At 65.8% G+C, this 26,796-nt stretch carries 22 protein-coding genes; 13 read left to right on the top strand and 9 right to left on the bottom strand.

Annotation, left to right across the window (positions count from 1 at the left end; all coding sequences use genetic code 11):
• Positions 1–61 precede the first annotated feature (61 nt).
• On the bottom strand, positions 62–3,196 hold the full coding sequence (locus D769_RS24485; RefSeq protein ID WP_008650558.1) for a multidrug efflux RND transporter permease subunit: 3,135 nt from the start codon (positions 3,194–3,196) through the stop codon (positions 62–64).
• A gap of 459 nt (positions 3,197–3,655) precedes the next feature.
• On the opposite strand from D769_RS24485, the gene D769_RS24480 reads away from it, so the two are divergent.
• From D769_RS24480 to D769_RS24455, 6 genes are all read left to right on the top strand, one after another.
• Complete coding sequence (locus tag D769_RS24480) at positions 3,656–4,948, top strand: dicarboxylate/amino acid:cation symporter (RefSeq protein ID WP_008650557.1); 1,293 nt, start codon at positions 3,656–3,658, stop codon at positions 4,946–4,948.
• Positions 4,949–4,952: 4 nt separating this feature from the next.
• Positions 4,953–5,864, top strand: a complete 912-nt coding sequence (locus D769_RS24475; RefSeq protein WP_008650556.1) for an amino acid ABC transporter substrate-binding protein — start codon at positions 4,953–4,955, stop codon at positions 5,862–5,864.
• 162 nt (positions 5,865–6,026) lie between these two features.
• Positions 6,027–8,333, top strand: a complete 2,307-nt coding sequence (locus tag D769_RS24470; RefSeq protein ID WP_008650550.1) for an FdhF/YdeP family oxidoreductase — start codon at positions 6,027–6,029, stop codon at positions 8,331–8,333.
• 14 nt (positions 8,334–8,347) lie between these two features.
• Positions 8,348–9,208, top strand: coding sequence for a formate dehydrogenase accessory sulfurtransferase FdhD (fdhD, locus tag D769_RS24465; protein WP_008650548.1), 861 nt, complete (start codon positions 8,348–8,350; stop codon positions 9,206–9,208).
• 55 nt (positions 9,209–9,263) lie between these two features.
• A complete protein-coding gene (locus D769_RS24460) occupies positions 9,264–10,691 on the top strand; it encodes a PLP-dependent aminotransferase family protein (RefSeq protein WP_008650546.1) in 1,428 nt (475 codons plus the stop codon).
• Positions 10,688–10,981: a hypothetical protein gene (locus tag D769_RS24455; protein WP_008650545.1), complete on the top strand. Its 294-nt coding sequence runs from the start codon at positions 10,688–10,690 to the stop codon at positions 10,979–10,981. Before D769_RS24460 ends, D769_RS24455 begins: the two co-directional genes overlap by 4 nt.
• 43 nt (positions 10,982–11,024) lie before the next feature.
• Here the strand turns inward: D769_RS24455 and D769_RS24450 are convergent, their stop codons facing one another.
• Genes D769_RS24450 through wrbA form a run of 3 tightly spaced genes read right to left on the bottom strand, consistent with a single transcriptional unit; the run spans position 11,025 to position 13,509 of the window.
• Positions 11,025–12,449, bottom strand: coding sequence for an FAD-binding oxidoreductase (locus tag D769_RS24450; RefSeq protein ID WP_008650544.1), 1,425 nt, complete (start codon positions 12,447–12,449; stop codon positions 11,025–11,027).
• Between the two features lie 5 nt (positions 12,450–12,454).
• Positions 12,455–12,919: a DUF2069 domain-containing protein gene (locus D769_RS24445; protein ID WP_008650542.1), complete on the bottom strand. Its 465-nt coding sequence runs from the start codon at positions 12,917–12,919 to the stop codon at positions 12,455–12,457.
• On the bottom strand, positions 12,916–13,509 hold the full coding sequence (wrbA, locus tag D769_RS24440; RefSeq protein WP_008650538.1) for an NAD(P)H:quinone oxidoreductase: 594 nt from the start codon (positions 13,507–13,509) through the stop codon (positions 12,916–12,918). The genes D769_RS24445 and wrbA overlap by 4 nt, the downstream gene beginning before the upstream one ends.
• A 108-nt stretch (positions 13,510–13,617) precedes the next feature.
• On the opposite strand from wrbA, the gene D769_RS24435 reads away from it, so the two are divergent.
• Positions 13,618–14,961 carry a YihY family inner membrane protein gene (locus D769_RS24435; protein WP_008650536.1) on the top strand — a complete coding sequence of 448 codons (1,344 nt, stop codon included), beginning with the start codon at positions 13,618–13,620 and terminating at the stop codon, positions 14,959–14,961.
• A 136-nt stretch (positions 14,962–15,097) separates the two neighbouring features.
• Here the strand turns inward: D769_RS24435 and D769_RS24430 are convergent, their stop codons facing one another.
• Genes D769_RS24430 through D769_RS24420 form a run of 3 tightly spaced genes read right to left on the bottom strand, consistent with a single transcriptional unit; the run spans position 15,098 to position 17,565 of the window.
• On the bottom strand, positions 15,098–15,415 hold the full coding sequence (locus D769_RS24430) for a DUF962 domain-containing protein (RefSeq protein ID WP_008650535.1): 318 nt from the start codon (positions 15,413–15,415) through the stop codon (positions 15,098–15,100).
• 33 nt (positions 15,416–15,448) lie between these two features.
• Positions 15,449–16,264 carry an alpha/beta hydrolase gene (locus D769_RS24425; RefSeq protein ID WP_008650534.1) on the bottom strand — a complete coding sequence of 272 codons (816 nt, stop codon included), beginning with the start codon at positions 16,262–16,264 and terminating at the stop codon, positions 15,449–15,451.
• Positions 16,264–17,565 (bottom strand): O-acetylhomoserine aminocarboxypropyltransferase, encoded by a 1,302-nt coding sequence (locus D769_RS24420; protein ID WP_008650532.1) that lies wholly within the window; start codon positions 17,563–17,565, stop codon positions 16,264–16,266. Before D769_RS24420 ends, D769_RS24425 begins: the two co-directional genes overlap by 1 nt.
• A gap of 230 nt (positions 17,566–17,795) precedes the next feature.
• Between D769_RS24420 and D769_RS24415 the strand changes: the two genes are divergently transcribed.
• The 5 genes from D769_RS24415 to D769_RS24395 all read left to right on the top strand — a co-directional run bounded on the left by D769_RS24415 (position 17,796) and on the right by D769_RS24395 (position 23,369).
• Complete coding sequence (locus tag D769_RS24415; RefSeq protein ID WP_008650530.1) at positions 17,796–18,251, top strand: CBS domain-containing protein; 456 nt, start codon at positions 17,796–17,798, stop codon at positions 18,249–18,251.
• A 90-nt stretch (positions 18,252–18,341) separates the two neighbouring features.
• Positions 18,342–20,246, top strand: coding sequence for an MFS transporter (locus D769_RS24410; protein WP_008650529.1), 1,905 nt, complete (start codon positions 18,342–18,344; stop codon positions 20,244–20,246).
• 2 nt (positions 20,247–20,248) lie between these two features.
• Positions 20,249–21,022 (top strand): glutathione S-transferase family protein, encoded by a 774-nt coding sequence (locus D769_RS24405; protein WP_008650528.1) that lies wholly within the window; start codon positions 20,249–20,251, stop codon positions 21,020–21,022.
• A gap of 56 nt (positions 21,023–21,078) precedes the next feature.
• Entirely contained in the window at positions 21,079–22,188 is a 1,110-nt protein-coding gene (gene aroC / locus D769_RS24400; RefSeq protein WP_008650527.1) for a chorismate synthase, read from the top strand.
• A gap of 83 nt (positions 22,189–22,271) precedes the next feature.
• A complete protein-coding gene (locus tag D769_RS24395) occupies positions 22,272–23,369 on the top strand; it encodes an MFS transporter (protein ID WP_008650526.1) in 1,098 nt (365 codons plus the stop codon).
• 82 nt (positions 23,370–23,451) lie between these two features.
• Here D769_RS24395 and D769_RS24390 read toward each other — a convergent pair whose 3' ends face one another.
• Positions 23,452–24,558 (bottom strand): NAD(P)/FAD-dependent oxidoreductase, encoded by a 1,107-nt coding sequence (locus D769_RS24390; protein ID WP_008650525.1) that lies wholly within the window; start codon positions 24,556–24,558, stop codon positions 23,452–23,454.
• Positions 24,559–24,591: 33 nt separating this feature from the next.
• A complete protein-coding gene (locus tag D769_RS24385) occupies positions 24,592–25,293 on the bottom strand; it encodes an FCD domain-containing protein (protein ID WP_008650524.1) in 702 nt (233 codons plus the stop codon).
• Between the two features lie 303 nt (positions 25,294–25,596).
• On the opposite strand from D769_RS24385, the gene D769_RS24380 reads away from it, so the two are divergent.
• A complete protein-coding gene (locus D769_RS24380) occupies positions 25,597–26,499 on the top strand; it encodes a flagellar brake protein (protein ID WP_008650523.1) in 903 nt (300 codons plus the stop codon).
• Positions 26,500–26,796 lie beyond the last annotated feature (297 nt).

The following is a 26,796-nucleotide window of genomic DNA, read 5'->3' as shown; positions in this document are numbered from 1 at the left end:
CGCGACATGCAATGTGTGGCTGCACGTCGCGGGTGTGGCGGCTGTGGCTTGTGCGGCGCTTTCAGGCGCCGGGTTCAGAGGCCGGCGCCTGGGCGGGTTCGGTGGTGGCGCGCGCGTTCGACCAGCGGGCGATCCAGGCATAGAGCAGCGGGATGACCAGCGTGCCGAGGATCGTCGCGCCGAGCATGCCACCCAGCACGCCCGTGCCCACCGCACGTTGGGCGCCGGCGCCGGGGCCGGTGCTGATCGCCAGCGGCACCACGCCCAGGATGAACGCGAGCGAGGTCATCACCACCGGACGCAGCCGCTGGCGTGCCGCTTGGGTGGCGGCCTGCACGCGCTCCAGTCCATCGCGCCGCAGTTGCTCGGCGTACTCGACCACGAGAATCGCGTTCTTGGCCGCGAGCCCCATGATCACGATCACACCGACCTTGAAGTAGACATCGTTGGGCAGCCCCCGCAGCCAGACGGCCGACGCGGCGCCGACCAGACCGGCCGGCACGATTGCCAGTACCGCCAGCGGCAGCGTCCAGCTTTCGTACAACGCCACCAGGCACAGGAAGATGAACAGCATCGACAGCGCGAACAGCCACGGCGCCTGCGTGCCGCTTTGCTGCTGCTCGAACGCGCGGCCGCTCCAGCGCACCTCGTAGTCGGGGCCGAGTTCGCGCACCAGCGATTCGAGCCGCGCCATCGCGGTACCGGTACTGGTACCCGGCGTCACGTCGGCATTGATACGTACCGAGATCAGGCCGTTGTAGCGTTCGAGCGTGGCCTCGCCGTTGCCCCATTCCAGCGTGGCGAACGCGCCGAGCGACACCATCTGGCCCTGCGCGTTGCGCACGTGCAGGCGTGCCAGATCCTCCGGCTGCATTCGGAACGGCGCATCCGCCTGCAGGATCACGCGCCGCACGCGACCGTCGCGGGCCAGTTCGTCGATGTAGCGGGAGCCGAGCGTGGCCGCCAGCGCGTGGTGGATCGCCTCGGTATCGACGCCGAAGCTCTCGGCCTTGCGGTAGTCGATCGCTAGGTCGAGCGCGGGCACGGGCTGGCCCGCCGTGGCGCGGACTTCGGCGAACACCGGGTCGGCCTTGGCGCGTTCGATCAGTTTGTCGCGCGCGGCATAGAGGCTCGGACGACCGCCTTCCAGTCGCGTGACGAGCCGCATGTCCAGCCCGCTGGTGCTGCCCAGTTCCGGCAGCGCCGTGCCGTTGTACGGGTAGAGCTGGGCATCGCCGCGTCCGGGCCATTCCTCGAGGCCCTTGGTCAGCCGTGCCAGCACGACGTCCGCCGCGTTCTCGCGCCCACGCAGCTTCCAGTCGTCGAGCGACAGAAACACGCTGGCGCGTTGCTCGCCAGAGCCGCCGCTGTTCCAGCCGAACAGCGCGAACGACGTCTTGACCGGAAAGCGCTGCTGTTTCATCCACTGTTCCAGTTGCGCGATGGTCTCCCGAGTCTGCGCCTGGGTGCTGCCCGGCGGCAGCTCCACGTCGATCACGAGTTCACCAGTGTCCTCCTCGGGCAGAAAGCCGCTAGGCAGTTGCCAGAGCCCGATCGCGCAGACCGCGGCCATGGCCAGATAGACCGCCAGCCACCGCAGGCGGCGTTGCTGAAGCCGCTGCACCCAACCGGCATAGCGCGTGGTGAACGCGGCGAAGCGATGCTCGAACCACGCTAGTGGACCGCGCGCGGGCTGGGCGCCGTGGCGCAGCAGCGAGGCGCACATCGCGGGCGCCAGCGACAGCGCGAAGAACAGCGAGAACGCGATCGAGATGGCCAGCGTCATGGCGAAGTGGCGATAGATCACCCCCACGGCGCTGCCCAGGAAAGCCATCGGCACGAACACGGCGCAGAGCACCAGCGTCACCGCGAGCAGCGCGCCCGAGACCTCGCGCATCGAACGCGACGCGGCGGTAAAGGCATCGACGCCTTCCTCGCGCATGATCCGCTCGACGTTCTCGACCACAACGATCGCATCGTCCACCAGGATGCCGATGGCCAGCACCACGCCGAACAGCGTGATCACGTTCAGCGACAGCCCGAACGCGTAGAGACATGCCACCGTGCCGAGCAGCGAAACCGGCACGACGATGCACGGGATCAGCGTGGCCCGCAGGTTGCCGAGGAACAGGTACAGGATCAGGAACACCAGCACCGTGGCCTCGGCCAGCGTCATCAGCACGCGCGAAATCGAGCTTTGCACGAAGTGCGCGGTGTCGTACGAGATGTCATACGCCACGCCAGCCGGAAAGGCCTTGGCGGCCTCGTCGAGCGCGTCCCGGACCGTGCGCGAAGTGGCCAGTACGTTGGCGCCGTCCGCGAGCTTCAGGCCCATCGAGGCGGCCTCGCGGCCATTGAGCGTGGAGCTGTAGCGATAGTCGGCGGCGGCCATCTCCACGCGCGCCACGTCGCGCAGCAAGACAGCGGAGCCATCGGCGGCCGAGCGCAGCACGATGCGACCGAACGCTTCGGGGTTGGCCAGCGGCGCAGGCGGGCGCACGACCGCCTGGTAGGACTGCCCGGGCTTCGATGGCGCGCCGCCAAGCTGGCCCGGCGTGACGCTGCCATTGCGCGCGCGAATCGCGGCTTCCACGTCGGCCGTGGTCAGGCCATAGGCATTGAGCTGATCGGGATTGAACCAGACGCGCAGCGCGTACTCGGCGCTGTATGCCTCCACCTTGCCGATGCCGGGCAGTCGCCGCAGCATGGGCAGGACCGTGCCGGCGGCGTAGTCGGCCAGCGCGGTCTCGGACATCGTGCCGGTCTTCGAGATCAGCGACACGTACATGAACGGGCTGGCGCTGGCCTGATCGACATAGACCCCGCCGCGCCGCACCACCTCGGGCAGCAGCGGCTCGGCCTGGGACACGCGGTTGCGCACGTTCACCTGCGCGAGTTGCGGATCGGTGCCTTGCCGGAAGCCGATGGTGACCGTGGCCGTGCCGGCCTCGCTGCTCGAATCGATATAGAGCAGCCCCGGTATCCCATGCATCTGCTGTTCGAGCACGGCCGTGACGCGGTCTTCCACGGTGCGCGCGGTGGCGCCCGGGTAGTCGGCGTAGAGGATGACCGTCGGTGGGGCCACCGCCGGGTACTGGGCCACCGGAATGTTCTTCAGGGCAACGAGCCCTGCAATCATGGTCAGGATTGCCAGCACCCACGCGAAGGCGGGTCGGCGAAGAAAGAATTGCGCCATGTATGACGTGCGACTGCTGACGCCGGGTCATTGCTCCGCCTATGCGGCGGCGCACCGAGGTTCGGCGTGGGTTAGGTAGGTATGTAAATCGGCCGCCGGAAGAAATAGGCGGCACGCGGGCCGGCAAGGCCCGGGGGCACGGTCCGCGCGGCCCGGTGGCTCAGCCGGGTGGCGCTGCGCGCGCTTGTCGGTATGACGCTCCGGCAAAGATGGATGCGGGGGCGAGTGTGGCGGATTATATACATGGCGCATGGGCGTCGCAATCGAGCCATGACGCGCGATGGGTCATCGGGACGCGCAGGTGTTTTCCGGGTTTGCGGAATTGCACCAGCACGTCCTATCGTTACCTAGAGTGCTGGCGCAGACGCAGGACATGCAGGCTGGCACGGCACGTATGACACGCAGGACACGCAGGACACGCAGGACATCCGGATGGCCGCCCCCCCCAAAGGAGATGTCATGAGCACGAAGTCCCATATCACGACCTGGATTCTGATTGCGATGATCCTGGGTGCCGCCGTTGGCTATGCGTGCTACATCGCGTTTCCCGACCCGAAGGTGGCCAAGGAAGTGGCCGGGTACATCTCGCTCATCACGGATGTGTTCCTGCGACTGATCAAGATGATCATCGCGCCACTCGTGTTCTCTACCCTGGTGATCGGCATCGCCCATATGGGGGATGCGGGCACCGTGGGACGGGTGGGCGGCAAGGCGATGGCGTGGTTCATTACCGCGTCGCTGGTGTCGCTGACCCTTGGCCTGATCATGGCGACGATGCTGGCGCCGGGCCACAACATCGGCCTGCCGTTGCCCGACGTGGGCTCTGCGACCAACCTCAAGACCAACGCCTTCACGCTGAAGGACTTCGTCACCCATCTGGTGCCCAGATCGGTGGGCGAGGCGATGGCGAACAACGAGATCCTGCAGATCGTGGTGTTCTCGATCTTCTTCGGCACCGCAATCTCGATGCTCGGCGAACGTGGCGCGCGCATGGCCGGCGTGATCGACGACCTCGCGCAGATCATGCTCAAGATCACCGGCGCGGTGATGTGGCTGGCACCGATCGCCGTGTTCGCGGCGATTGCGTCGACGGTGACCACGCAGGGGCTCGGCATCCTGGTGACCTTCGCCAAGTTCATGGGCAGCTTCTACCTGTCGCTGTTTGTGCTCTGGGCGCTGCTGGCGCTGGCCGGCTACATTTTCCTCGGTAGCCGCGTCTTCACACTGATCCGGCTCATCCGCGAGCCGTTCCTGATTTCGTTTTCGACGGCGAGCTCCGAAGCGGCCTATCCGAAGCTGCTCGATTCGCTCGACCGTTTCGGCGTCGATCGCAAGATTTCGAGCTTCGTGCTGCCGCTCGGCTATTCGTTCAACCTTGACGGCTCGATGATGTACTGCACGTTCGCGGTGCTGTTCATTGCGCAGGCGTATGACATCCACCTGCCGCTGGGCACGCAGATCACGATGCTGCTGCTGCTGATGCTGACTTCGAAGGGAATGGCCGGCGTGCCGCGCGCCTCGCTGGTGGTGATCGCCGCCACGCTGAACCAGTTCGGCATTCCGGAGGCGGGTTTGCTGCTGATCATGGGCGTGGACCAGTTCCTCGACATGGGCAGGTCGGCGACCAACGCGGTCGGCAATTCGATCGCCGCCGCCGTGGTGGCCAAGTGGGAAGGGCAGTTGTCGTCCGGGCCGGTTGCCGAGACCGAGAGCGCGATCGCTGCGGACGATGCGAGCACGGCGGAGGCCTGACATCATGGCGGCGCGCTTGCCGGGAATGCTGGCCGCACTGTGGCTGGGGCTGGTCGCGACGTTTGGCGCGACGCTGGCCGTGGCCCAGGACGCCACCGTGTTGAGCGGCACGCTCAAGAAAGCCAGGGACACCGGCACGCTGGTGATCGGCTATCGCGAGTCGTCGCTGCCGTTTTCGTACCTGAACCAGGCCAGCCGGCCTATCGGCTACTCGATCGACATCTGCACGGACATCGTGCAGGCCGCAAGCGAGGAGGTGGGCCGCGAGCTGGCCGTGAAGTGGGTGCCGGTGACGTCGGAAAACCGTTTCGAGGCGATTACCTCGGGCAGGATCGATCTCGAATGCGGATCGACCACGCGCAATGCCGAGCGCATGCAGACCGTGGCGTTCTCCCCGGTGATCTTTATCGCTGGCACCAAGCTGATGGTGCCGCGCGCGTCACCGATCAAGTCGTTCCGCGACCTGAAGGGCAAGACCGTGGTGGTCACGGCGGGCACGACCAACGAGCAGGCCGTCGCGCAGTTGTCGAAGCGCTTCGACCTGAACATCAACCTGATCCGCGTGCGCGACCATGCCGACGCATTCGCGGTGTTGAGTCGGGGCGGCGCCGATGCCTACGCTGGCGACGATGTGCTGCTGTATGGCTTTCTGGCCCATTACGGCGCCGGCAAGAAGTTCATCATCACGCGCGACTTCATTTCGTATGACCCGTACGGGATCATGCTGCGCAAGAACGATCCGCAGTTCGCGACGCTGGTGGGCAAGGCCGTGCGCGACGTGATCACCTCGGGCGACATGGAGCGGCTCTACAAGCAATGGTTCATGAACAAGTTGCCGACCGGCGAGCGGCTGGGCATTCCGATGAGCGCGGAGCTGGAGGGCATCATCGACGCCACGCCGGAACGGCCAGAATAGATATGCGCATTTGCGCACTTATGCGGCGTTGACAAGCACAGTTCCGGATTGGTGCGCCGCGATGGCGCAAACTGTACTCTTCCTGGCGGGGTAATTCTGTACGTCACGGGCGTCACATCGAGGGCCTAGTCTCTCGTGCATTGCAGCAAAAGTCGCCCCCCGATGACTACCCCAACGCCCGAAAAGGGCCATGTTGCCCCCTATACGCACCCGGCCGCCGGCTGGGGCGCGCTCAAGCAGGTCGCCATCAACCTCGTCAAGGAGAAGGTTGCCGGCGGCAAGTACAAGACGCTGTTCAAACAGAACCAGCCGGACGGCTTCGACTGTCCAGGCTGCGCCTGGCCGGACCGCCAGCACGCGTCGACCTTCGAATTCTGCGAGAACGGCGTCAAGGCCGTGGCGGCCGAGGCCACCAGCAAGCGCGTGACCAACGCGTTCTTTGCGCAGTACACGGTCACCGAGCTGATGCGGCAGTCCGACTACGAGCTCGAGCAGCATGGTCGCCTGACGCACCCGGTGCGCTATGACGCCGCCACCGACAAGTACGTGCCGGTGGACTGGGACGAGGCATTCCGCCTGATCGCCGATCATCTGCGCCGGCTGGACGACCCCGACCGCGCCACGTTCTACACCTCGGGCCGTGCCAGCAACGAGGCAGCCTTCCTGTTCCAGCTGTTCGTGCGGATGTACGGGACGAACAACTTCCCGGATTGCTCGAACATGTGCCACGAGGCCACTAGCCGTGGCCTGCCGGTGACGGTGGGCGTGGGTAAGGCCACGGTGGTGCTCGATGACTTCCAGCTTGCCGACACGATCATGGTGTTCGGCCAGAATCCCGCTACCAACCATCCGCGCATGCTCAACGAGTTGCGCGATGCGGCGAAGCGCGGCGCCACAATCGTTTCGATCAACCCGCTCAAGGAGCGCGGCCTGCAGCGCTTCACGAGTCCGCAGCACGTCAGCGAGATGCTTACCGGCGGCAGCACGAAGATCGCCACGATGTTCGTTCGTCCGAAGCTGGCCGGTGACTTCGCGCTGCTCAAGGGCCTGGGCAAGCGTGTGATCGAACTCGACGACGCGGCCGTTGCCACGGGCGGCAAGCGTGTGGTGGACGTGGATTTCATCCGCGAGCACACCGCCGATTTCGATGCCTTCGCTACGGATCTGCGCGCCGAGAGCTGGGCCGATATCGTCGCGGAGTCCGGCGTGACGCGCGCGGACATCGATGCGTTGGCCGACGTCTATGTCCACAGCGAACGCACGATTGCCTGCTGGGGCATGGGACTGACGCAGCACAAGGATTCAGTGCGCACGATCCAGTTGCTGTCGAACGTGATGATGTTGCGTGGGAACATCGGCCGGCCCGGCGCAGGCCTGATGCCGGTACGCGGCCACTCGAACGTGCAGGGCGACCGCACGATGGGCATTGAGGAGCAGCCTGACGACGCCTTCCTGGACCGCCTTGGCGCCACGTTCGATTTCAAGCCGCCGCGCGCCCACGGGCAGGACGTGGTGGCCGCGATCAACGCGATGCTGGCCGGCAAGGTCAAGGTGTTCGTGGGTCTGGGCGGGAATTTCTCGATCGCCACACCCGATACGCCGCGCACGTGGGAGGCGCTGCGCCAGTGCGATCTCACGGTCAATATCGCCACCAAGCTCAACCGCAGCCATCTGGTGATCGGGAAGGATTCGCTGTTGCTGCCGACGCTGGGCCGCACCGAGATCGACGAGCAGAACGGCGTGCCGCAGGGTGTGACGGTCGAGGACTCGGTGTGCATGGTCCATCTCTCGTACGGCATGAACAAGCCGGCATCGCCGCACCTGCTGTCGGAGACCGCCATCGTGGCGCGCATGGCCGACGCCACGCTCGGCTCGGACAAGGTCGACTGGCGCTGGTACGCGCAGGACTATGCACGCATCCGCGACGCGATTGAAAAGGTGATTCCGGGCTTCGAGCGCTTCAACGAGCGCGTGGCGCATCCGGGTGGCTTTCATCTGACCCCGGCATCGCGCAACCGGGTCTGGAAGACCGCGTCGGGCAAGGCCCAGTTCCTGGTGCATGCCATCGACAAGGACACGCCGATCAAGCGCGCCCGCGCCCGCTACGGCGACGACATGATGGTCATGATGACCACGCGTTCGCACGACCAGTACAACACCACCATCTACGGACTCGACGATCGCTATCGTGGCGTGTACGGGCTGCGCCGCGTGGTGTTCATCCATCCCGCGGACCGCGCCCGGCTGGGCTTCGCGGAAGGCGAGCACGTCGATATCACGAGCGTCTGGGAAGACGGCGTGACGCGCCATGTGCAGGATTTCCGTCTGGTCGATTACGACATCCCCGAGGGTTGCCTGGGTGCGTACTATCCGGAGACCAATCCACTGGTGCCGCTGGAGAGCATCGGCGACCGATCCGGCACCCCGACGTCGAAATCGATTCCCGTGCGGCTGCGGCGCGCGGGCTGACCGGAGGCAGGAGCATGGTGGAAGACGAGTATGGGCAGGCCGGCTACGTCGAGCGCGAGATTCTGCGCCACATCGGGGGCCACACCGTTCCCGAGATCGATGACGTGGCGGAAGAAGTGCCGGTCGCGCTGGTCTACAACGGCATCTCGCACGCCGTGATGATGGCCACGCCGCTCGATCTGGAAGCGTTCGCGATTGGCTTCTCGCTGACCGAGGGGATCGTCGACAGCGTTGCCGAGATCCGCGACATCGAGATCGCGCCGGGCTGCGACGGCATCGAGGTGCGTATCGAGATCGGCCAGCGTTCGTTCATGGCGCTGCGCGCGCACCGGCGCACGCTGGCCGGGCGTACTGGCTGTGGCGTGTGCGGAACCGAAAGCCTGGCGCTGCTCGATCTGGAGCCGACGCCGGTTGGCGTGCCTGCGCGACGGATTGAACCGACGCCTGCGATGCTCCGTCGCGCCACCGACGCATTGCAGGCACGGCAGGTGTTGATGGCCGCCACCGGAGGCGTTCACGCGGCGGCATGGTGCGACGCGCAGGGCAACGTCGTTGCCGTGTTCGAGGACGTGGGTCGCCACAATGCGCTGGACAAGCTGATCGGCCATCTGGCCCGCACCCGCACGACGTTCGGCGATGGCTTTGTCCTGCTATCCAGCCGCGCCAGCTATGAACTCGTGCGCAAGGCCGCGCGAATGCGCATCCAGATGCTGGCCACGATCTCCGCGCCGACGTCGCTGGCTATCCGCATTGCCACGCAGGCCGGCCTGCGCCTGCTGAGTTTCTGCCGCAAGGACGGTTTCGTCGAGTACACGGCGCCAGCAGAGAACGAGGGTTTCGTATTACGATCTGAGCCGCTGGCGGTACCGGGCTGACGCCCGGCCGGGCACCGCCAGCCAGATCGGAAATTACTGGCGAAAGGTTGGCGGTGTGACTCTCTACGAAAAACTTGCGGCCGATATCGAGGCGCTGGTCCAGCAAGGCGTACTGCTTCCGGGCGAAAAGATCCCCTCGGTGCGGCAGGCGGCGCAGCATCATCGCCTGAGCATCACCACGGTCGTGCGTGCGTACCTGCTGCTGGAGTCGCGCGGCATTCTGGAGAGCCGGCCGCAATCAGGCTACTTCGTGCGTGCCCGGCCCGGCGAGCCACCGATCGACCTGCTGCCGACCCGACCCGCGGCACGCCCTTCGGCGGTGGATGTGAGCGCGCTCGTGTTGTCGACGCTGCGCTCGATCCGTGTCGATGACGCGGTGCCGCTCGGCTCGCCATATCCCGACCCCCGGCTCTATCCGTGGCAGCGCATCACGCAGTACGCCAATGCCATCGCCAAGCGCTACGACACGTGGAGCGTGCTCGACGACCTGCCACCCGGCGCGCCGCCACTGATTCGCCAGATCACGCGTCGCTACCTGGAGAACGGGCTGGCCGTCGATCCGAACGAAGTAATCGTCACGATCGGCGCCACCGAGGCCATCAACCTGTGCCTGCAGGCCGTGGCAAAGCCGGGCGACACCATTGCCGTGGAATCGCCAACGTACTACGCGATGCTGCACGCGATCGAGCGGCTGGGGATGCGTGCCGTGGAAGTGGCGACCGATCCCGTGGAGGGCATCGACGTGCAGGCGCTGGCGAAGCTGCTCGACGAACGCCCCGTGGCCGCGTGCATGGTGATGCCGAATTTCCAGAATCCGCTTGGCTTCCAGATGCCGGACGATCGCAAGCAGGCGCTGGTGGAATTGCTGACGGCGCGCGATATCCCGGTGATCGAGAACGACGTCTATGGCGAGCTGTTCTACGGCGACGTGCATCCGACCTCGCTCAAGTCCTACGATCGGGCCGGCATCGTACTGCATTGCTCGTCGTTCTCGAAGACGTTGACCAATGCGTACCGCATCGGCTGGGCGCTGCCGGGACGGTACCGGGAGAGGGTGGAGCGGCTCAAGTTCCTGAACACGCTGACCACCTCGACGATTCCGCAATTGGCCATCGCCGAATTCCTGCGCAAGGACGGCTACGACTTCCATCTGCGGCGCGTGCGCAAAGCCTATGCGCAGCAGGCCAACATCATGGCGGCGGCCGTGCGTCGCTTCTTTCCGCAGGGCACGCGCGTGTCGCGTCCCGCTGGCGGGTATGTGCTGTGGGTGGAGTTGCCGGAGGAGGTGGACGCGATGGCCCTCTATCACGCGGCGCTGGAGCGACGCATCACGGTGGCACCCGGCCACATCTTCTCGCCGGTGCCGACCTATGCCAACTGCATCCGACTCAACTACAGCAGCGCGTGGACGCCAGACATGGAAGCGGCCGTCGTCACGCTCGGCAAGCTGGTGGCGACATTGCAGGCGCGGGAGGCAATATGAGCGATGACGTGAACGAACAGGAGGGCATCGACCCGGTGCTGGAGGCGATCCTCCGCGCGCTTTGGGAGCATGCACGGGAAGCCGGCGGCGACCTGTCGCTGGCGCGACTCAGCAAGCGGGCCGAGGCGCAGATGAGCGTGCTGAGGCGGGTGCTGACGCAACTGGCCGACGCGGGACTGGCGGTGATGACGCTGGAAGAGGATGGCCGGGGCTCGGCGCGGCTGACGGAGGAGGGCGAGGCGTTGTGCGGGCAGTTGTTCGAGGGGGATGACGGGCGGATGCCGCATTGACGGGGCATGTGGGGCATGTGGTTGCCATGCCCCGCCCGAACTCTCAAACCACCTTTCCGGGGTTCATCAAGCCTTGCGGATCCAGCGCCTGCTTGATGGCCCGCATCATCGTCAGCTCCACCTCGCTCTTGTAGCGGCGGTTCTCTTCGCGCTTGAGCTGGCCAAGACCGTGTTCCGCCGAGATCGAGCCGTTGTGGACGTGCACGCTGTTGTGGACGATCAGGTTGATCGCATCCTGATGCGACAGGAACTGGTCATGATCCACGCCGACCGGCGGTGACACGTTGTAGTGCAGGTTGCCATCGCCAAGATGGCCGAACGTGACCATGCGCGCGCCGGGGAAGGCGTCTTGCAGCAGCGTGTCGGTGGTCTCGATGAAGTCCGCCACGCGCGAGATCGGCACGGCGATATCGTGCTTGATGTTCTTGCCTTCCTCGACCTGCGCCAGCGGAATGTGTTCGCGCAGGTTCCAGAAATCGCGTGACTGCTGTACCGATTCGGCTACCACGGCATCCTTGACCACGCCGGCTTCGAACGCGACCTCCATCATCTTTTCGAAGATCGTCCGCGCGTGTTCCTCGCTCTCGCTGTCGGACAGTTCCAGCAGAACGAGTTGCGGATGATGGGCGGTGAACGGGTAGCGCAACTGCGGGTAGTGCTTCGTCACCAGATCCATGCACATCGCGGACATCAGCTCGAAACCGGTCAGCATGGCGCCCGCGTGCGACTGCGCGATGGCCAGCAGCGCCAGCGCGGCGCGTGGGCTTTCAACGGCGGCCAGCGCGGTGACCCGTGCGCGCGGCGCCGGAAACAGTTTCATGACCGCCGCGGTGATGATACCGAGCGTGCCTTCGGCGCCGATGAACAGGTCGCGCAGGTCATAGCCGGTATTGTCCTTGCGCAGGCCGCGCAGGCCGTCCCAGACCTCGCCCTTGATGTTCACGACCTCGAGCCCCAGACAGAGTTCGCGCGTGTTGCCGTAGCGCAGCACGGCCGTGCCGCCCGCGTTGGTCGACAGGTTGCCGCCGATCGTGCAGCTGCCTTCGGCCGCCAGCGAGAGCGGGAACAGCCGGCCGTGTGTCTGCGCGACCTCCTGCAATTGCTGCAGGATCACGCCGGCCTCGACGGTGATCGTGTTATTGAGCGGGTCGACCTGCCGCACGCGGTTCATGCGCTGCAGGGACAGCACCACCGTGCCACGCGCGGCGGCATCGCCGGGCTCGGGGGTGGCGCCGCCGCACAGGCCCGTGTTGCCGCCCTGAGGCACCACGGCCAGCTTGTGCGCATGGCAGGCACGCATCACCGCCGCGACTTCCTCGGTCGAGCCGGGACGCAGCACGGCCAGCGCGTCGCCGGTGTAACGGTGGCGCCAGTCGGTCAGGTAGGGGGCCTTGTCGGCCGGGTCGGTCAGCACGTTCTGCGAACCGATGGCTGCGCGGCAAAGATCGAGGAAGGAATCGGAGTGCATGGCAGTCAGTGGTTGGATTGCGTTTTGGTTGCCGTTTTGGTTGCCGTTTTGGTTGCCGTCTTGGTCGCTGTTTTGGCCAATGCCTTGGCGCGCCGTTTGAAGGGGCGCAGGTAGAGGATCGTGCTGGAGAAGAACAGCAGCGTCAGCGCTACCTCGCCCCAGGCCAGCCAGGAAGAGGGGGCCCGGTCGCTGGTCGCGCGGACGATGCCCTCGGTGAAGTAGAGCAGGATCAGCATCGACGACCACTGCATCGTATAGCGGTTGCGTGCGAGCACACCGCGCAGCACCGGCAGCAGCAGCACGAATTTCAAGACCAGCCGGGAACCGCCCGGACGCAACGGCGCCAGGAACCACTCCCATGCGATGCAGAGCAGCATCAGGGCGATCAGGCTGGCCAGGCTCAGGCGCCAGAGCGCCGGGTTGTGCAGGGCGTCGGGCGAGCCGTCCCGATGGATGTCCGGTGAGTTCATCGCGCCAGCTTCAATGCGGTTTCCGCCAGGCGGCGGCCCATCGCGGTGGCGAGCGATGCTTCCTGCTCGGTGATCGGGCCGTGATTGTCCACGTGGGCGTAATGGCTCGGGCCATACGGCGTGCCGCCTGCCGTGGTCGTCATCAGGCCGGACTCGGCGTAGGGCAGGCCGACGATCAACATGCCGTGGTGCAGCAGCGGCAGCATCATCGAGAGCAGTGTGGTCTCCTGGCCGCCGTGCAGGCTGCCCGTCGACGTGAACACGCAGGCCGGCTTGCCAGTCAGCGCGCCGGAGAGCCACTGGGCGACGGTGCCGTCGAGAAAGTACTTCATCGGCGCGGCCATGTTGCCGAAGCGCGTCGGGCTGCCCAGCGCCAGTCCGGCGCATTCCTCGAGGTCGCGCAGTTCGGCATACGGGGCGCCTTCGGGCGGGATGTCCGGCGCGGTGGCCTCGCAGACCGTGGAAACCGGTGGGACGGTGCGCAGGCGGGATTGGGCGCCGGGCACGCTGTCGATACCGCGGGCGATCAGTTCGGCGAGCTTGCGGGTGGCGCCGTGACGGCTGTAGTAAAGGACGAGAATGTCGGTCATGGATGGTTTGGCGGGGCGCGGTCGGCGCAAGTGCATTGCGCGTATTATATTTGCGTGAGTTTGCCATCATCCCATTGAGGATCATCCGATCGAGGAGAAAGCCCCCGCATGACCGCTGTACGCATCGCCCGCCTGCGCAGGGAGTGGAACCTGCAGAAAGTGCGTGCACTTGCCCGCTATGCGTTGCGCCGCGCCGGCGAGGACCGCCTGCCCCAGGTATCGGCCAGCCTGACGTTCACGACCGTGCTGGCGGTGGTGCCGGTGCTGACCGTTGCCTTCGCGCTGCTGGCCGCGTTTCCGGTGTTCCGGGATTTCCGTGGCCAGATCGAGATGTTCCTGTTCCAGAACCTGATTCCGGGCGGCAATGTCAGCGACTCGGTGTCGCGTTATATCGGACAGTTCTCCCGCAGCGCGCGTGGCCTGACGGCATTGGGCCTGGCTGGGCTGATGGTGACGTCCGTGCTGACGATGCTGACCGTCGAGGACGCGCTCAATGCGATCTGGCGCGTCAGGCGGCGCCGGCCATTCGCGCAACGGGTGCTGGTGTTCTGGGCCGTGCTGACGCTCGGGCCGGTGCTGATCGGCGCGAGCCTGTCCGTCAGCTCGTACCTGATGTCGGTCTCGATGGGCTACGTCGGCAACCTGCCGTTCGGCGTCGGGGTCGTGATCAGCCTGGTGCCGGTGCTGCTCTCCGCGCTCGCCTTTGCCTTCCTTTACATGGCGGTGCCCTATGCCTACGTGGAGTGGCGCGATGCGATCGTCGCCGGCATCGTGGCGGCTGTCGCCTTTGAAGTCGCCAAGCGCGGCTTTGGCTACTTCATCACCCATATCCCCACCTACACAGCCGTATATGGCACCTTCGCCGTGCTGCCGCTGTTCCTGCTGTGGATGTACGTGAGCTGGCTGGTGACGCTGCTCGGCGCGACGATCGCGGCCAATCTGCCGGTGATCCGCGAGGGACACTGGCGTCGGCGGACGTTCGCGGGCAGTGAGTTCTTCGATGCCCTTGGCATCCTGTATCTGCTGTACCGCGCGCGGGACGAGGTGCCGCGTACCGTCGGCGAACTGGATATGGGTCGCAAGCTGCGGATGGAGGCCGACTATCTCTCCGGCCTGCTGACCAAGCTCAAGGCCATGCATCTGGTGGGCAAGCTTCAGCAGGATCGGGGGCAGGCACACTGGGCGTTGCTCTGCGATCCGTCGCAGGTCACGCTACGCACGCTGCACGACAGGCTGGTGCTGAACATGGCGCGCCTGCCGCGCACCGCGCTGGCCCAACAGATGCAGGGGGCGGAGGCATTGCGGTCGATCCTGGAGAATCCGCAACTCGAGCAGACGCTGGACGCGGTGTTCCGCCAGCAGACGGCCGGGGCGGCCGCGAACGAGGAAACGGGCCGCCGCGATCGCAAGGTGGTGGAAGTCGTCCCGCCGGGCTGGCACGGGCAGGTCTAGGAAACCGTTTTAGATTGTTTCTGGCGTCGTTGCGGGGCCTTGCCGTACCACCGGTACTGTTTGCGCCCCGCGTCAAGCCAGAACGGCTGCGCTTCATCCCTATACGGCTTCCGTTTTTGGGTGGCAGGACAGCCGTTCAGAACCTGATCTTGCCGCGCAGGATGTCCGCGTACATGACCCAGTCGCCCATCAGGCTGTAGAACGGATGCTTGAACGTGGCCGGGCGGTTCTTCTCGAAGCCGAAGTGCCCGACCCAGGCAAACGCATAGCCTGACACCAGGGCCGCCAGTAGCCACCACGCATTGCCGGTGACCAGTAGCGTCACCAGGCAGGCCAGCGCGACCGTCGACCCGACGAAATGCAGGCGGCGGCAGGTGCGGTTCCGGTGCTCGTTCAGGTAGAACGGGTAGAAATCGGCAAAGCTGGCGAACTCCTTGGTGTGGGCCTGGGCCATGGCAGTCTCCTGTTTTCTTCTTTTTGGTGTTTCCTAGCGGGCGGTCTTCGCGAATCCCGCCAGGGCGTCCAGCACCTCGTCGGGCTTTTCTCCCATCATGGCGTGTCCGCTCGGCACCGTGACGATCCTGGCGTTCTTCATCTTGCCGGCCAGGGCCTGGGCTGCCTTGGGCGACGTCATCATGTCCTTGGTCCCCACCACGAACAGCGCCGGACATGCCACCGCCGCTGCGGCTTCCTCGCCATGCGCGTAGCCGTTGCACGCCGAGAAGTCGGTATGGAACACATGTGCCCCGGGATTGCGCGCCGAGATCCGCTCCATCAGGCGCTGGCTGCCGCCGTGCATCCACGCGCCCGGGCCGGGGGAGGAGGGCTTGCTGGCAAGGCTAGAGATCGACCACTGGTTGACCATCGCGATGGCATCGCCCTCGCGGTTCAAGGCGGCGTCGAGCAGGGCGTCGGACACCTTCATCGGATAGGCGGTGGCCAGCAGGCCGATCGCGCGCACCGCCTGGGGGTGCCGCGCCGCGCATTCGAGCGCGATCAGGGAGCCCATGCTGTGGCCGAACACCAGTGCCGGCGCCTTCACGCCGGCTGCCGCGACCAGCGCCATCACCCAGTCGGCCAATTCCTCGACCGACGTCAGCGGCGCGCCTTCGCTGCGATTGTGGCCGGGCAGGTCGACGGCCAGCACCGAGAAACCGTGATTGGCGAACCAGCGCGTCTGCAGCCCCCAGACGCTGTGATCGTTCTGCGCGCCGTGCACGAAGACGGCGCAGGGCAGGGCGGGGTCGAACGGCTTGCCGCCGGTGTAGGCGTAGGCCTTGTGGCCGGAGAGGTTCAGTTCCATCAGGCTTTCCCTCCCATGGCCTTCTCGGCGGCCTTGAGGCCGCGTTTCAGGTCGTCGATCAGGTCGTCCGGATCCTCCAGGCCGATCGACAGGCGGATTGTGCCTTCGCCGATGCCGGCCGCGCGCAGCGCTGCGGCGTCCATGCGGAAGTGGGTGGTGGACGCCGGATGGATCACCAGTGAGCGTGCATCGCCCACGTTGGCCAGGTGCGAGAACAGCGACAGGCTTTCGATGAAGCGCTGGCCGGCGGTGCGGTCGGCCTTGAGGTTGAAGCTGAACACCGCGCCGCAGCCGCGCGGCAGCAGGCGCTTGGCCAGTTCGTAGTCCGGGTGCGATTCGAGCTCCGGATAGGCTACCGACTCGACCATCGGGTGGCTGGCCAGGAACTGCACCACGCGCCGCGTGTTGTCGACGTGGCGGCTCATGCGCAGCGGCAGTGTCTCGATGCCCTGCAGGAGCTGCCAGGCAGCCATCGGATTCATGCAGGCGCCGAAGTCGCGCAGGCCCTCGCGCCGCGCGCGCAGCAGAAACGGCGCAACCGTGCTTTCCTCGGTGAACACCATGTTGTGGAAGCCCTCGTACGGCTCGGACAGTTCCGGGAAGCGGCCCGAGGCTTCGAAATCAAACGTGCCGCCTTCCGAGAGCACACCGCCGATCGTCGTGCCATGGCCGCCCAGGAACTTGGTGGCCGAGTGGTAGAGCAGCCCGGCGCCGTGGTCGAACGGGCGCAGCAGGTAGGGCGTGGTGAACGTCGAATCCACCAGCAGCGGAATGCCGTGTTCCTGGCCGATCTGGGCCACGGTGGCGATGTCGAGCACGTCCAGGCCGGGGTTGCCCAGTGTTTCACCGAAGAGCAGCTTCGTCTCGGGGCGGATCGCGGCGCGCCAGGCGTCGATGTCGCGCGGATTGACGAAGGTGGTCTCGATGCCGAAGCGGCGCAGCGTGTAGTGCAGCAGGTTGTGGGACCCGCCATAGAGCGCGGTGGACGCCACGATATGGGCGCCCGCGCCCATCAGCGTGGCTACGGCCAGGTGCAGGGCGGCCTGGCCCGAGGCCGTGGCAATGGCGCCCGCGCCGTTTTCCAGCGCGGCCACGCGCTCCTCGAACACGGCGACCGTGGGGTTGCTGATGCGCGAATAGACGTGTCCGGCGCGTTCCATATTGAACAGCGATGCGGCGTGCTCGCTGTCGCGGAATACGAAGGATGTGGTCAGATGGATCGGTGTGGCGCGGGCCCCGGTGGTGGGGTCGGGCGCGGCGCCGGCGTGCAGGGCCAGCGTGTCAAAGCGGGTACCGGACATGGTGAAAGGGCTCGGTTTGCCGAGCCATGGGTAGTTGTCTCCGTCCGGCATCGTAGCACCATACGCCACATGCGTAACCCGGGAATCCACGGCGGGACGGGCGCTGGAAGCCGCGCTCGCTTTACTTGAGACGGCGGTTTGGGCTAGGATCGACCATCGGGCGCGCCCCTCACGAAACCAGCCTGAATACCATCAGGCACAGCAATACGCAAAGCAGCGGAGACACCATCATGAAAGTCAGCGATATCCTGCAACTCAAGGGCAACACGCTCTTTACCGTCACGCCGGATACGCCACTGATGCAGGCCGTCCAGGCGATGGCCGAGCACGACATTGGCTCGCTGGTGGTGATGGAATACGGCGATCTCGTCGGGATGCTGACCTTCCGCGAGATCATCGAGACAATGGCCGCCAACAACGGCACGCTGGGCACCCACAGCATCCGCAAGCTCATGGACGACGCGCCGCTGACCTGCACCCCCGAGACCGACGTCAACGAAGTGCGCCGCATGATGCTGGAGCGCCACACCCGTTACCTGCCAGTACTCGACAATCGCACACTGATGGGCGTGATCTCGTTCTACGACGTAGCCAAATCCGTGGTGGAAGAGCAGAGCTTCGAGAACAAGATGCTCAAGGCCTATATCCGCGACTGGCCCGAAGAGAAGGAAGAGCGCGCCGGCTGATCCCCTCGGCAGTCCTGGCGCCCCTTGCAGGTATGATGGCGGCGGCCTGATGCCCCGGCGGGTAACCGGGGTCAATAAGAAACGCTGCTCATGAGCCAACAAAGCCAGTTTCGCCTGCTTGGCGCGCGCCGGTTTGCGCCGTTCTTCTGGACGCAGTTCCTTGGGGCGATGAACGACAACGTCTTCAAGGTCGCTTTCACTTCCCTGGTTACCTACCATGCCACGCTGTTCGAGGGTGTCGACCCCCACAGCGCGGCATTCCTGATTTCAGCGATCTTCATCGCGCCGTTCGTGCTGTTCTCCGCCACGAGCGGCCAGATTGCCGACAAGATCGAAAAATCGAAGCTGATCCGGCTGGTCAAGTCGCTGGAGATCGCGATCATGCTGGTCGGGCTGGCCGGCTTCTATCTGCACAGCGCCACACTGCTATACCTCGGCACTTTCCTGATGGGGCTGCATTCGACCCTGTTCGGCCCGGTCAAATTCGCCTATCTGCCGCAGCATCTGGACCAGACCGAACTGGTCGGCGGCAACGGTCTGGTGGAAATGGGCACGTTCGTGGCCATTCTGTTCGGCACGCTGCTTGGCGGCGAGATGGCCGGCATCGCGCGCGGCGATGGCACCGTGATCGGTCCGCTGTACGTCGGTATCGCCTGTGTGGCTATCGCCGTGGCGGGGCGGGCGGTGTCGCAGGGTATCCCCCTGTCGCCCGCCCCGCAGCCGGACCTCCGCATCAACTGGAACCCGTTCACCGAGACCTGGCGCAACCTCATGCTTGCGCGCGAGCGCCGCGTGGTGTTCCTGAGCCTGCTCGGTATTTCGTGGCTCTGGTTTCTCGGGGCGACATTCCTGACCTCGTTCTTCAGCTTCGCCAAGGACGTGCTGGGCGGCGATCAGAACGTGGTGACGCTGCTGCTGGCCGTATTCTCGATCGGCATCGGCACCGGGTCGCTGCTGTGCGAGCGGCTGTCCGGGCGTCACGTGGAAATCGGCCTGGTGCCGTTCGGCTCGATCGGCATGACGGTGTTCGCCGTCGATCTGTACCTGGCTTCGCACGGGCTCGGCGCCGGCGCCTCGCTGAACGGCATCCCCGGATTCCTGGCTCAGCCGGGCACCTGGCGTGTGCTGGTGGATCTGTTCGGCGTGGCGATGTTCGGCGGCTTCTACAGCGTGCCGCTCTATGCGCTGATCCAGAGCCGGTCCGCACCCACGCACCGCGCACGGATCATCGCGGCCAACAACATCCTGAACAGCTTCTTCATGATCGGCGCCTCGCTGCTGGGCGTGTACATGACCCAGGCCGGCTACACCATTCCGCAACTGTTCCTGGTGGTGGGGCTGCTCAACGCCGTGGTGGCGATCTACATCTACACGCTGGTGCCCGAGTTCCTGCTGCGTTTTATCGCCTGGGTGCTGGTGCATACGATCTACCGCCTGCGCCGCATCAACGCCGAACGCATCCCGGAGGAGGGGCCGGCGGTGCTGGTCTGCAACCATGTCAGCTTTGCCGATGCGGTGGTGCTGATGGCGGCCAGCCCCCGGCCGGTGCGCTTCGTGATGGACCACAACATCTTCAAGGTGCCGTTGCTGTCGTGGTTCTTCCGGCAGGCCAAGGCGATTCCGATCGCACCCGCGCACGAAAATCCGGAGATGCTGGCGCGCGCCTACGACACCGTGGCGGCCGCGCTGGCTGATGGCGACCTCGTCTGCATCTTCCCCGAAGGCAAGATCACAGCCACTGGCGACGTCAATCCGTTCAAGAGCGGTGTGCGCCAGATTATTGAGCGAACGCCGGTGCCGGTGGTGCCGATGGCGTTGCGCGGGCTCTGGGGAAGCTTCTTCTCGCGCAAAGGCGCGCCGGCGATGACCCGTCCGTTCCGGCGCGGCATCCTGAGCAAGCTGGAACTGGTGGTTGGTGAGCCGGTGCCGCCCGAAGCGGCCACGCCGGAGAGTCTTCAACAAATGGTGCTCGCGCTGCGCGGCGACTGGAAATAGCCATGATCACGCTCTTCACGTTCGGCCCGTCGTTCGGCCTGCCCGATGCGAGCCCGTTCGTCATGAAGGCCGAGTTGCTGCTGAAGATGGCCGGCCTGCCGTACCAGACCGCGCGTGGCAACCTGCGGCGCGCGCCCAAGGGCAAGCTGCCGTACCTGGACGACATGGGCCGGATCGTCGCGGACTCGACGCTGATCCGCTGGCATATCGAGAAGACATATCACGTCGATTTCGACGAAGGACTGAGCCCGGCCGAGCGGGGCACCGCCTGGGCCGTGGAAAAGCTCATGGAGGACAACCTCTATTGGGCGGTGGCGCGTGTGCGCTGGCTGGAGCGTGACAACTTCGAGCGCGGTCCAGCGCAGTTCTTCAACGTCGTGCCGGGGCCGTTGCGTGGCCTGGTCAAGGTGCTGGTACGCCGCAAGGTGCGGCAGATGCTCTGGGCGCAGGGCCTTGGTCGGCATAGCGAGCAGGACATGACGGCGATGGCGGTGCAGGGCATCAAGGCGATCACCGACATCCTTGGTGACAAGCCCTACCTGATGGGAAACAACCCATGCGGCGCGGACGCCACGCTGTTCGCATTCGCGGCCAGCCTGCTGTCCCCGGTATTCGAGACGCCGATTCGCGCCGCGGCCGAGTCACATCCGAACCTGATTGCCTATATGGCCCGGATGCGGGCCCGGTACTACCCCGATTTCCAGGGTAGCGGGGTCTTCGCGCCAGCCTCCGCCGCCACGGCAGGCCGGCCCGAGGCGGCTTTCGGGCAGCAATAGCCCTGCAAAATAGCCGTACAATGTAGGCCGTCCCCAATTCCTGTGCGGTTTCGATCATGTCTGGCAATACTCTCGGCCTGCTTTTCACAGTTACCACGTTCGGCGAATCGCACGGGCCGGCCATCGGCGCGGTAGTGGATGGCTGCCCGCCGGGGATGTCGTTGACTGAAGCCGATATCCAGATCGATCTGGACCGCCGCAAGCCCGGCACGTCGCGCCACGTGACGCAGCGCCAGGAAGCGGACCAGGTGGAGATCCTGTCCGGCGTATTCGAAGGCAAGACCACGGGCACGCCAATCTGCCTGCTGATCCGCAACACCGACCAGCGCAGCAAGGACTACGGCAACATCGTCGAGACGTTCCGCCCCGGCCATGCCGACTACACCTACTGGCACAAGTACGGTATCCGCGACTATCGCGGTGGTGGCCGCTCGTCGGCGCGCCTGACCGCGCCCGTGGTGGCCGCCGCGGCAATCGCTAAGAAATGGCTGAATGAGCAGTACGGCACCGAGATTCGTGGCTACATGTCGCAGCTCGGTGAGGTCGAAGTGCCGTTCTCCGACTGGAAATACGTGCCGGAGAACCCGTTCTTCGCCGCGAACGCCGATATCGTTCCCGAATTGGAAACCTACATGGATGCGTTGCGCCGCGACGGCGACTCCGTCGGCGCGCGTATTGAAGTGGTGGCCAGCCATGTGCCGGTGGGTCTGGGCGAGCCGCTGTTCGACAAGCTCGACGCCGATATCGCGCACGCAATGATGGGTATCAACGCGGTCAAGGGCGTCGAGATCGGCGCTGGCTTCGACAGCGTGTCCCAGCGCGGCACCGTGCATGGCGACGAACTGACGCCGGAGGGGTTCCGCACGAATAACTCGGGTGGCGTGCTCGGCGGGATTTCCACGGGACAGGACATCAAGGTATCGCTGGCGATCAAGCCGACGTCGAGCATCCGTACCGCACGTGAGTCGATCGACAAGGCTGGCAGCCCGGCCAGCGTGGAAACGTTCGGCCGCCACGACCCGTGCGTCGGCATCCGCGCCACACCGATCGCCGAAGCCATGCTCGCGCTGGTGCTGATGGACCACGCATTGCGGCATCGCGCCCAATGCGGTGACGTCCGCGTCGACACCCCGCGCATCCCGGCGCAAGCACCGGGCAAATCCTGAGCACCCGCGTTTCCGGGTCGATCGACCCGGGGACCTATTTCCGTTTCGGACTCTTCTATCTCGGCTATTACGGCTACGTCGGCGTGATATCGCCGTACGTCAGCCTGTTTTTCGCCGACCGGGGCTATTCGCCGGTGCAAATCGGCGTGCTGATGGCCTGTTTTCAGCTATCCCGCATCGTGGGCCCGTATCTGTGGGGCTGGCTCTCGGACGTGATGCACACACGCGTGAAGCTGTTGCGGCTGGCCGCGGTCACGGCATTGCTGGCGTTCCTGACCGTGCCCGGTATCCAGAGCTACGGCGGCATGATGGCGATGATGATCGGGCTCAACCTGATCACGAGCGCCATGTCGCCGCTGGGCGACGCGCTGACGATCTCGACGCTGCGCCGCCACGGTGCGTTCGACCATCGCTATGGGCGTGTGCGGATGTTCGGCTCGATCGGCTTTATCGCCGCGGTGCTGACGGGCGGCGCGCTGTTTGAGCGCTTCGGCATGCCGGCGTTTCCGTGGCTGGCCAGCACGATGCTGGCGCTGTTCGCGCTGGTGGTCTTCGGCATGCGCGACGCGCCCGACGAGGGCCCGCGCGCGACACCCCCACCGGCGCTGCCTCTGCTGCGGCGGCCCGATGTGGCCTGGTTCCTGGCATCGGCCTTCCTGATGATGTTCGCTCACGCGGCGCTTTACGTCTTCTACTCGCTCTATCTGGAACAGCTTGGCTACAGCAAGTTCGCGATTGGCGTGATGTGGACCATCGGCGTGGTGGCCGAGATCGTGTTCTTCTTCTATCAGGGCAAGCTGTTCGGCGCGCTGGCGCTGCGCACGATTCTGGCTGGCACATTCGTGCTGGCCGCGCTGCGTTTCGGCCTGACCGGCTACTTCGCGCAGTACGCCTGGCTGATGGCGCTAGTGCAGATCCTGCACGCAGCCACCTTTGGCGCGCACCACAGTGCCAGCCTCAAGCGCCTGCAACGCTGGTTCGCCGGCCCGCTGCAGGGGCGGGGGCAGGCGCTGTACACAGGGATTTCCTACGGCGTGGGCGGCACGCTCGGCGGCCTGGCGATGGGCTGGACGTGGAAGACGCTCGCGCCGATGCACACGTTCGGGCTGGCGGCGCTGGCGGCACTGATTGGCGCGGGATGCGCCGTGATGAGTTTTCGTGGGGAGGCCGAACGGGCCTGAGATTGTCGATCTGACGGATGTCCGGCACTACACGCACCCCTCTCCGGTCTCTACACCGCGCGCGGAATAGGGGTGCAAACCATCAGTTCTCCAGCAACCCTGCCACGCGTTCCGCGATCGCCAGCGACGATGTCAGCCCGGGCGACTCGATGCCGAACAGGTTCACCAGCCCCGGCACGCCATGCGTCCGAGGCCCGTCGATCCGGAAATCGGCCGCAACCTCCGTCGGGCCACTGACCTTCGGCCGGATGCCTGCATAACCCGGCTGCAGTGCGCCGTCGGCCAGGCCGGGCCAGTAGCGGCGGACTTCGTCGTAGAAACTGTCGGCATCGTGCGGCGGCACGCTGTATTCGATCTCGTCGATCCAGCGCACGTTGGGGCCGAAGCGTGCCTGACCACCCATGTCTAGCGTCAGATGCACGCCCAGCCCGGCTGCTTCGGGCACCGGATAGATCAGCCGCGAGAACGGGGCGCGGCCGGCGAGCGTGAAATAGCAGCCCTTGGCGTAGTACTGCGGTGGGATATGTTCCGGCGGAATGCCGTCGATGCGGCGCGCCAGGTCCGGCGCGGTCAGCCCCGCCGAATTGACGACCGTACGGGCGAGCAGCACGGTCGATCCATCATCGCTACCGACCTCGAGCCGGATGCCGTCCGGCGTCACCGCGCCCGACAGCACCGGCGACTGCACGGCCAGCATCGCGCCGGCCCGCTCGGCATCGCCAAGCAGCGCGGTCATCAGGCCGTGGCTGTCGATGATGCCGGTGGAAGGTGAGAGCAGGGCGGCTTCGCATTCGAGCTGGGGTTCCATCGCCCGCGCTTCGTCGCGCGTCAGCAGTTGCATGTCATGCACGCCGTTGGCGGCGGCCTTGGCGCGGATGCCTTCCAGCGTGGCCACCTGGGCGGTGCTGGTGGCCACGATCAGCTTGCCGCAGCGCTGATGGGCGACATGGTGGCTGGCGCAGTAGTCGTAGAGCATCGCCTTGCCGCGCACGCACAGTTCGGCCTTGAGCGACCCCGCGGGATAGTAGATGCCGGCGTGGATCACCTCGCTGTTGCGCGCGCTCGTAATCGTGCCGAACGCGTTCTCGGCCTCAAGAATGATGACCTCGCGGCCCTGCAGCGCCAGCGCGCGCGCAACGGCCAGGCCGACCACGCCAGCGCCGATCACGACGCAATCTACTTGTTCCATTTCTCTGCTCCTTGTTGCTCTGATATCTGTTGTTCAGTCGAGGCCCATGCGCGCAGCGGCGGCGGACAGGTGGGCGGTGGCCGCCGCGCGGGCTGCCGAGGGGTCGCCGGCCGCGATGGCCTCGACCAGGGCCGCATGTTCGGCGTCGGCAGCGCGTGGTGTGCCATGCAATGCGCCGAGGCGGGCGCTGTTCTCCCAGGCGTGCTGGCGCGCCACGAGCAATTGCTGGCTGACGAAATCCGTCAGTCCGGTGAAGCAGGGGTTGTGGGCAGCCTGGGCAATTGCGTGGTGGAACGCAATGTCGGCGGCGGCCGCGCTCGGGAAGTCTGTGGCGTGGACCTGCATCGTGGCCAGTGCGGCACGGATCGTGACCAGATCGGCATCGGTGCGGCGTGCGGCCGCCATTTCGGCGCACGCGGTTTCCACGACGCGCCGTAATTCGAATAGCTGGGCCAGCGTCGGGCCACCGTCCGGGGCGCTGGCTACGCGCCAGACTTGCCCGCCCGGTGTCTCGGAGACATAGGCGCCGGACCCCTTGCGGGTGACCAGTATCCCGTCGGCCTTCAGCAGGGCGATGGCTTCGCGGACGATCGGCCGGCTTACATCGAACGTCTCTGCCAGCGTGGCCTCGGCCGGCAACCGGGCGCCGGCGGCAAAGCGTCCGGCGGCGATATCGTCGCGCAGGGCCTGGGCGATGCGGCTGGCAAGGGAGGCGGGGCGGGAGAGACGATTCATTGGATTCGATATGTCAGGCTGTCAGACAGCTTTGCGCAAGTGGCTGATTTTGCGGTGATGATTGAGCCGCGTCAAGCGGCAATCTGCCCGAGCGCTACAGGTGGCCGATGATCGCCCGCTATCTGAGGTGTGCTGTCTGCCGGGGACCTGCTCCCAGAAGGGTCAAGGTTTCGTCACATTGGCCGATAGCAGCCTTCAAGGGCCGGGAGTCCATCGGTTTGGCACGGCCGCCTTTCATACATGCATCGCGCCGCATTTCCGCTCGTCCGGTCCCGGCGCATCTCATGGAGCCGCGTTCACACCATGATTCTGCTATCTCCCCAGGACCTGCCAGTGGGGCAGCCATTACCCTGGTCGCTGCTCGACGAGCAGGGCAACCTGATGCTCGACAGCGGCAGCATCATTCCCGACGCCCGCGACCTGGCCCTGGTCTTCCGCCACGGACAGGTCTGCCGGCCAGATGACATACCCGAAGCCGGCAACGAACCCGAGGTGCAAACCGCTTCGCGCCTCTCCGCTGGCCCGCTCGGCTTGCAGGTTGGCACGCTGCTGCACGTGAAGACGCCAGGCGAGAAGTCGCGCGCCGCCGCCAGCCGCCTGATCGGGTTTGTCGATCAGGGATTGTTCATCACGTGGCCAACACTCGGGGGGCGGGACCTGATGCTGCAGGCCGGCGAGCCCTTGCTGCTACGCGGCTTCTCGGGCCAGGCCATCCACAGCTTCACCTCGACGATCACGGCGGTCTGCCGCAGCCCGTTCCGGTATCTGGTGCTGTCGGCGCCGGCGCAGACCGAGCAGATGCCCGTGCGGCGTGCGGCGCGTGTGCCTACGCGATTGGCGGCGTATCTGACCGAAGGCGCGGACGAGGATGGTCAGCCGTCCAATGCCGGCATGGATGATCGTATGAGCCAAGGGATGGCGCGGCTGGGCGTGCTGTCCGATCTCAGCACCGGCGGGGCACTTGTGCAGACATCCTCCCTGGCCCCTGCCGTGGGTCAGAAGGTGCGTCTGCGCTTTCGTCTGAAGACGGCTTCGCTCGATGCCGAAGTGATCATCGACGGCACGGTGCGCAGCGCGGCTTCGCAGGACGATGACGAATTCCCGGCCTTCGGCGTGGCATTCGATGCGCTGGGGGAGCGCGAGTTGACGCTGCTGCAATGCTTCATCTACGAGCAGTTGCTGGCCACCACCTGCATGCCGGTTTGACGCGGTTCTGAATCGAGACGCGCTGCAATGCACGCGCGTACTTTGGCTAGTGAACCCTGCAGCCGCCGGTGCATGGCACGATGGATGGCGACGTGGCGGTAGCCGTCGCCGTGCCATCCGCGTCATCGGCCGAGACTGTGGGCTGGTGTCGGCGCATTGCCGTCACTGGTGGGCGTCGACATCCCGCCTGGACCCGACCTGGCCTTGAACAGGCCTTGAACAAGCGGGCGCGGCGTAGTACCAACGACTTCGATATGGCAGCCCGTGGCATGGGCACAAGGCACATCAGGTGCCGTC

Source organism: Cupriavidus sp. HMR-1 (assembly GCF_000319775.1).
In the GTDB taxonomy this organism is placed as follows: Bacteria; Pseudomonadota; Gammaproteobacteria; order Burkholderiales; family Burkholderiaceae; genus Cupriavidus; species Cupriavidus metallidurans.
Note: the sequence above shows the minus strand (reverse complement) of the source record. Positions and strands in the feature narration are given on the sequence as shown.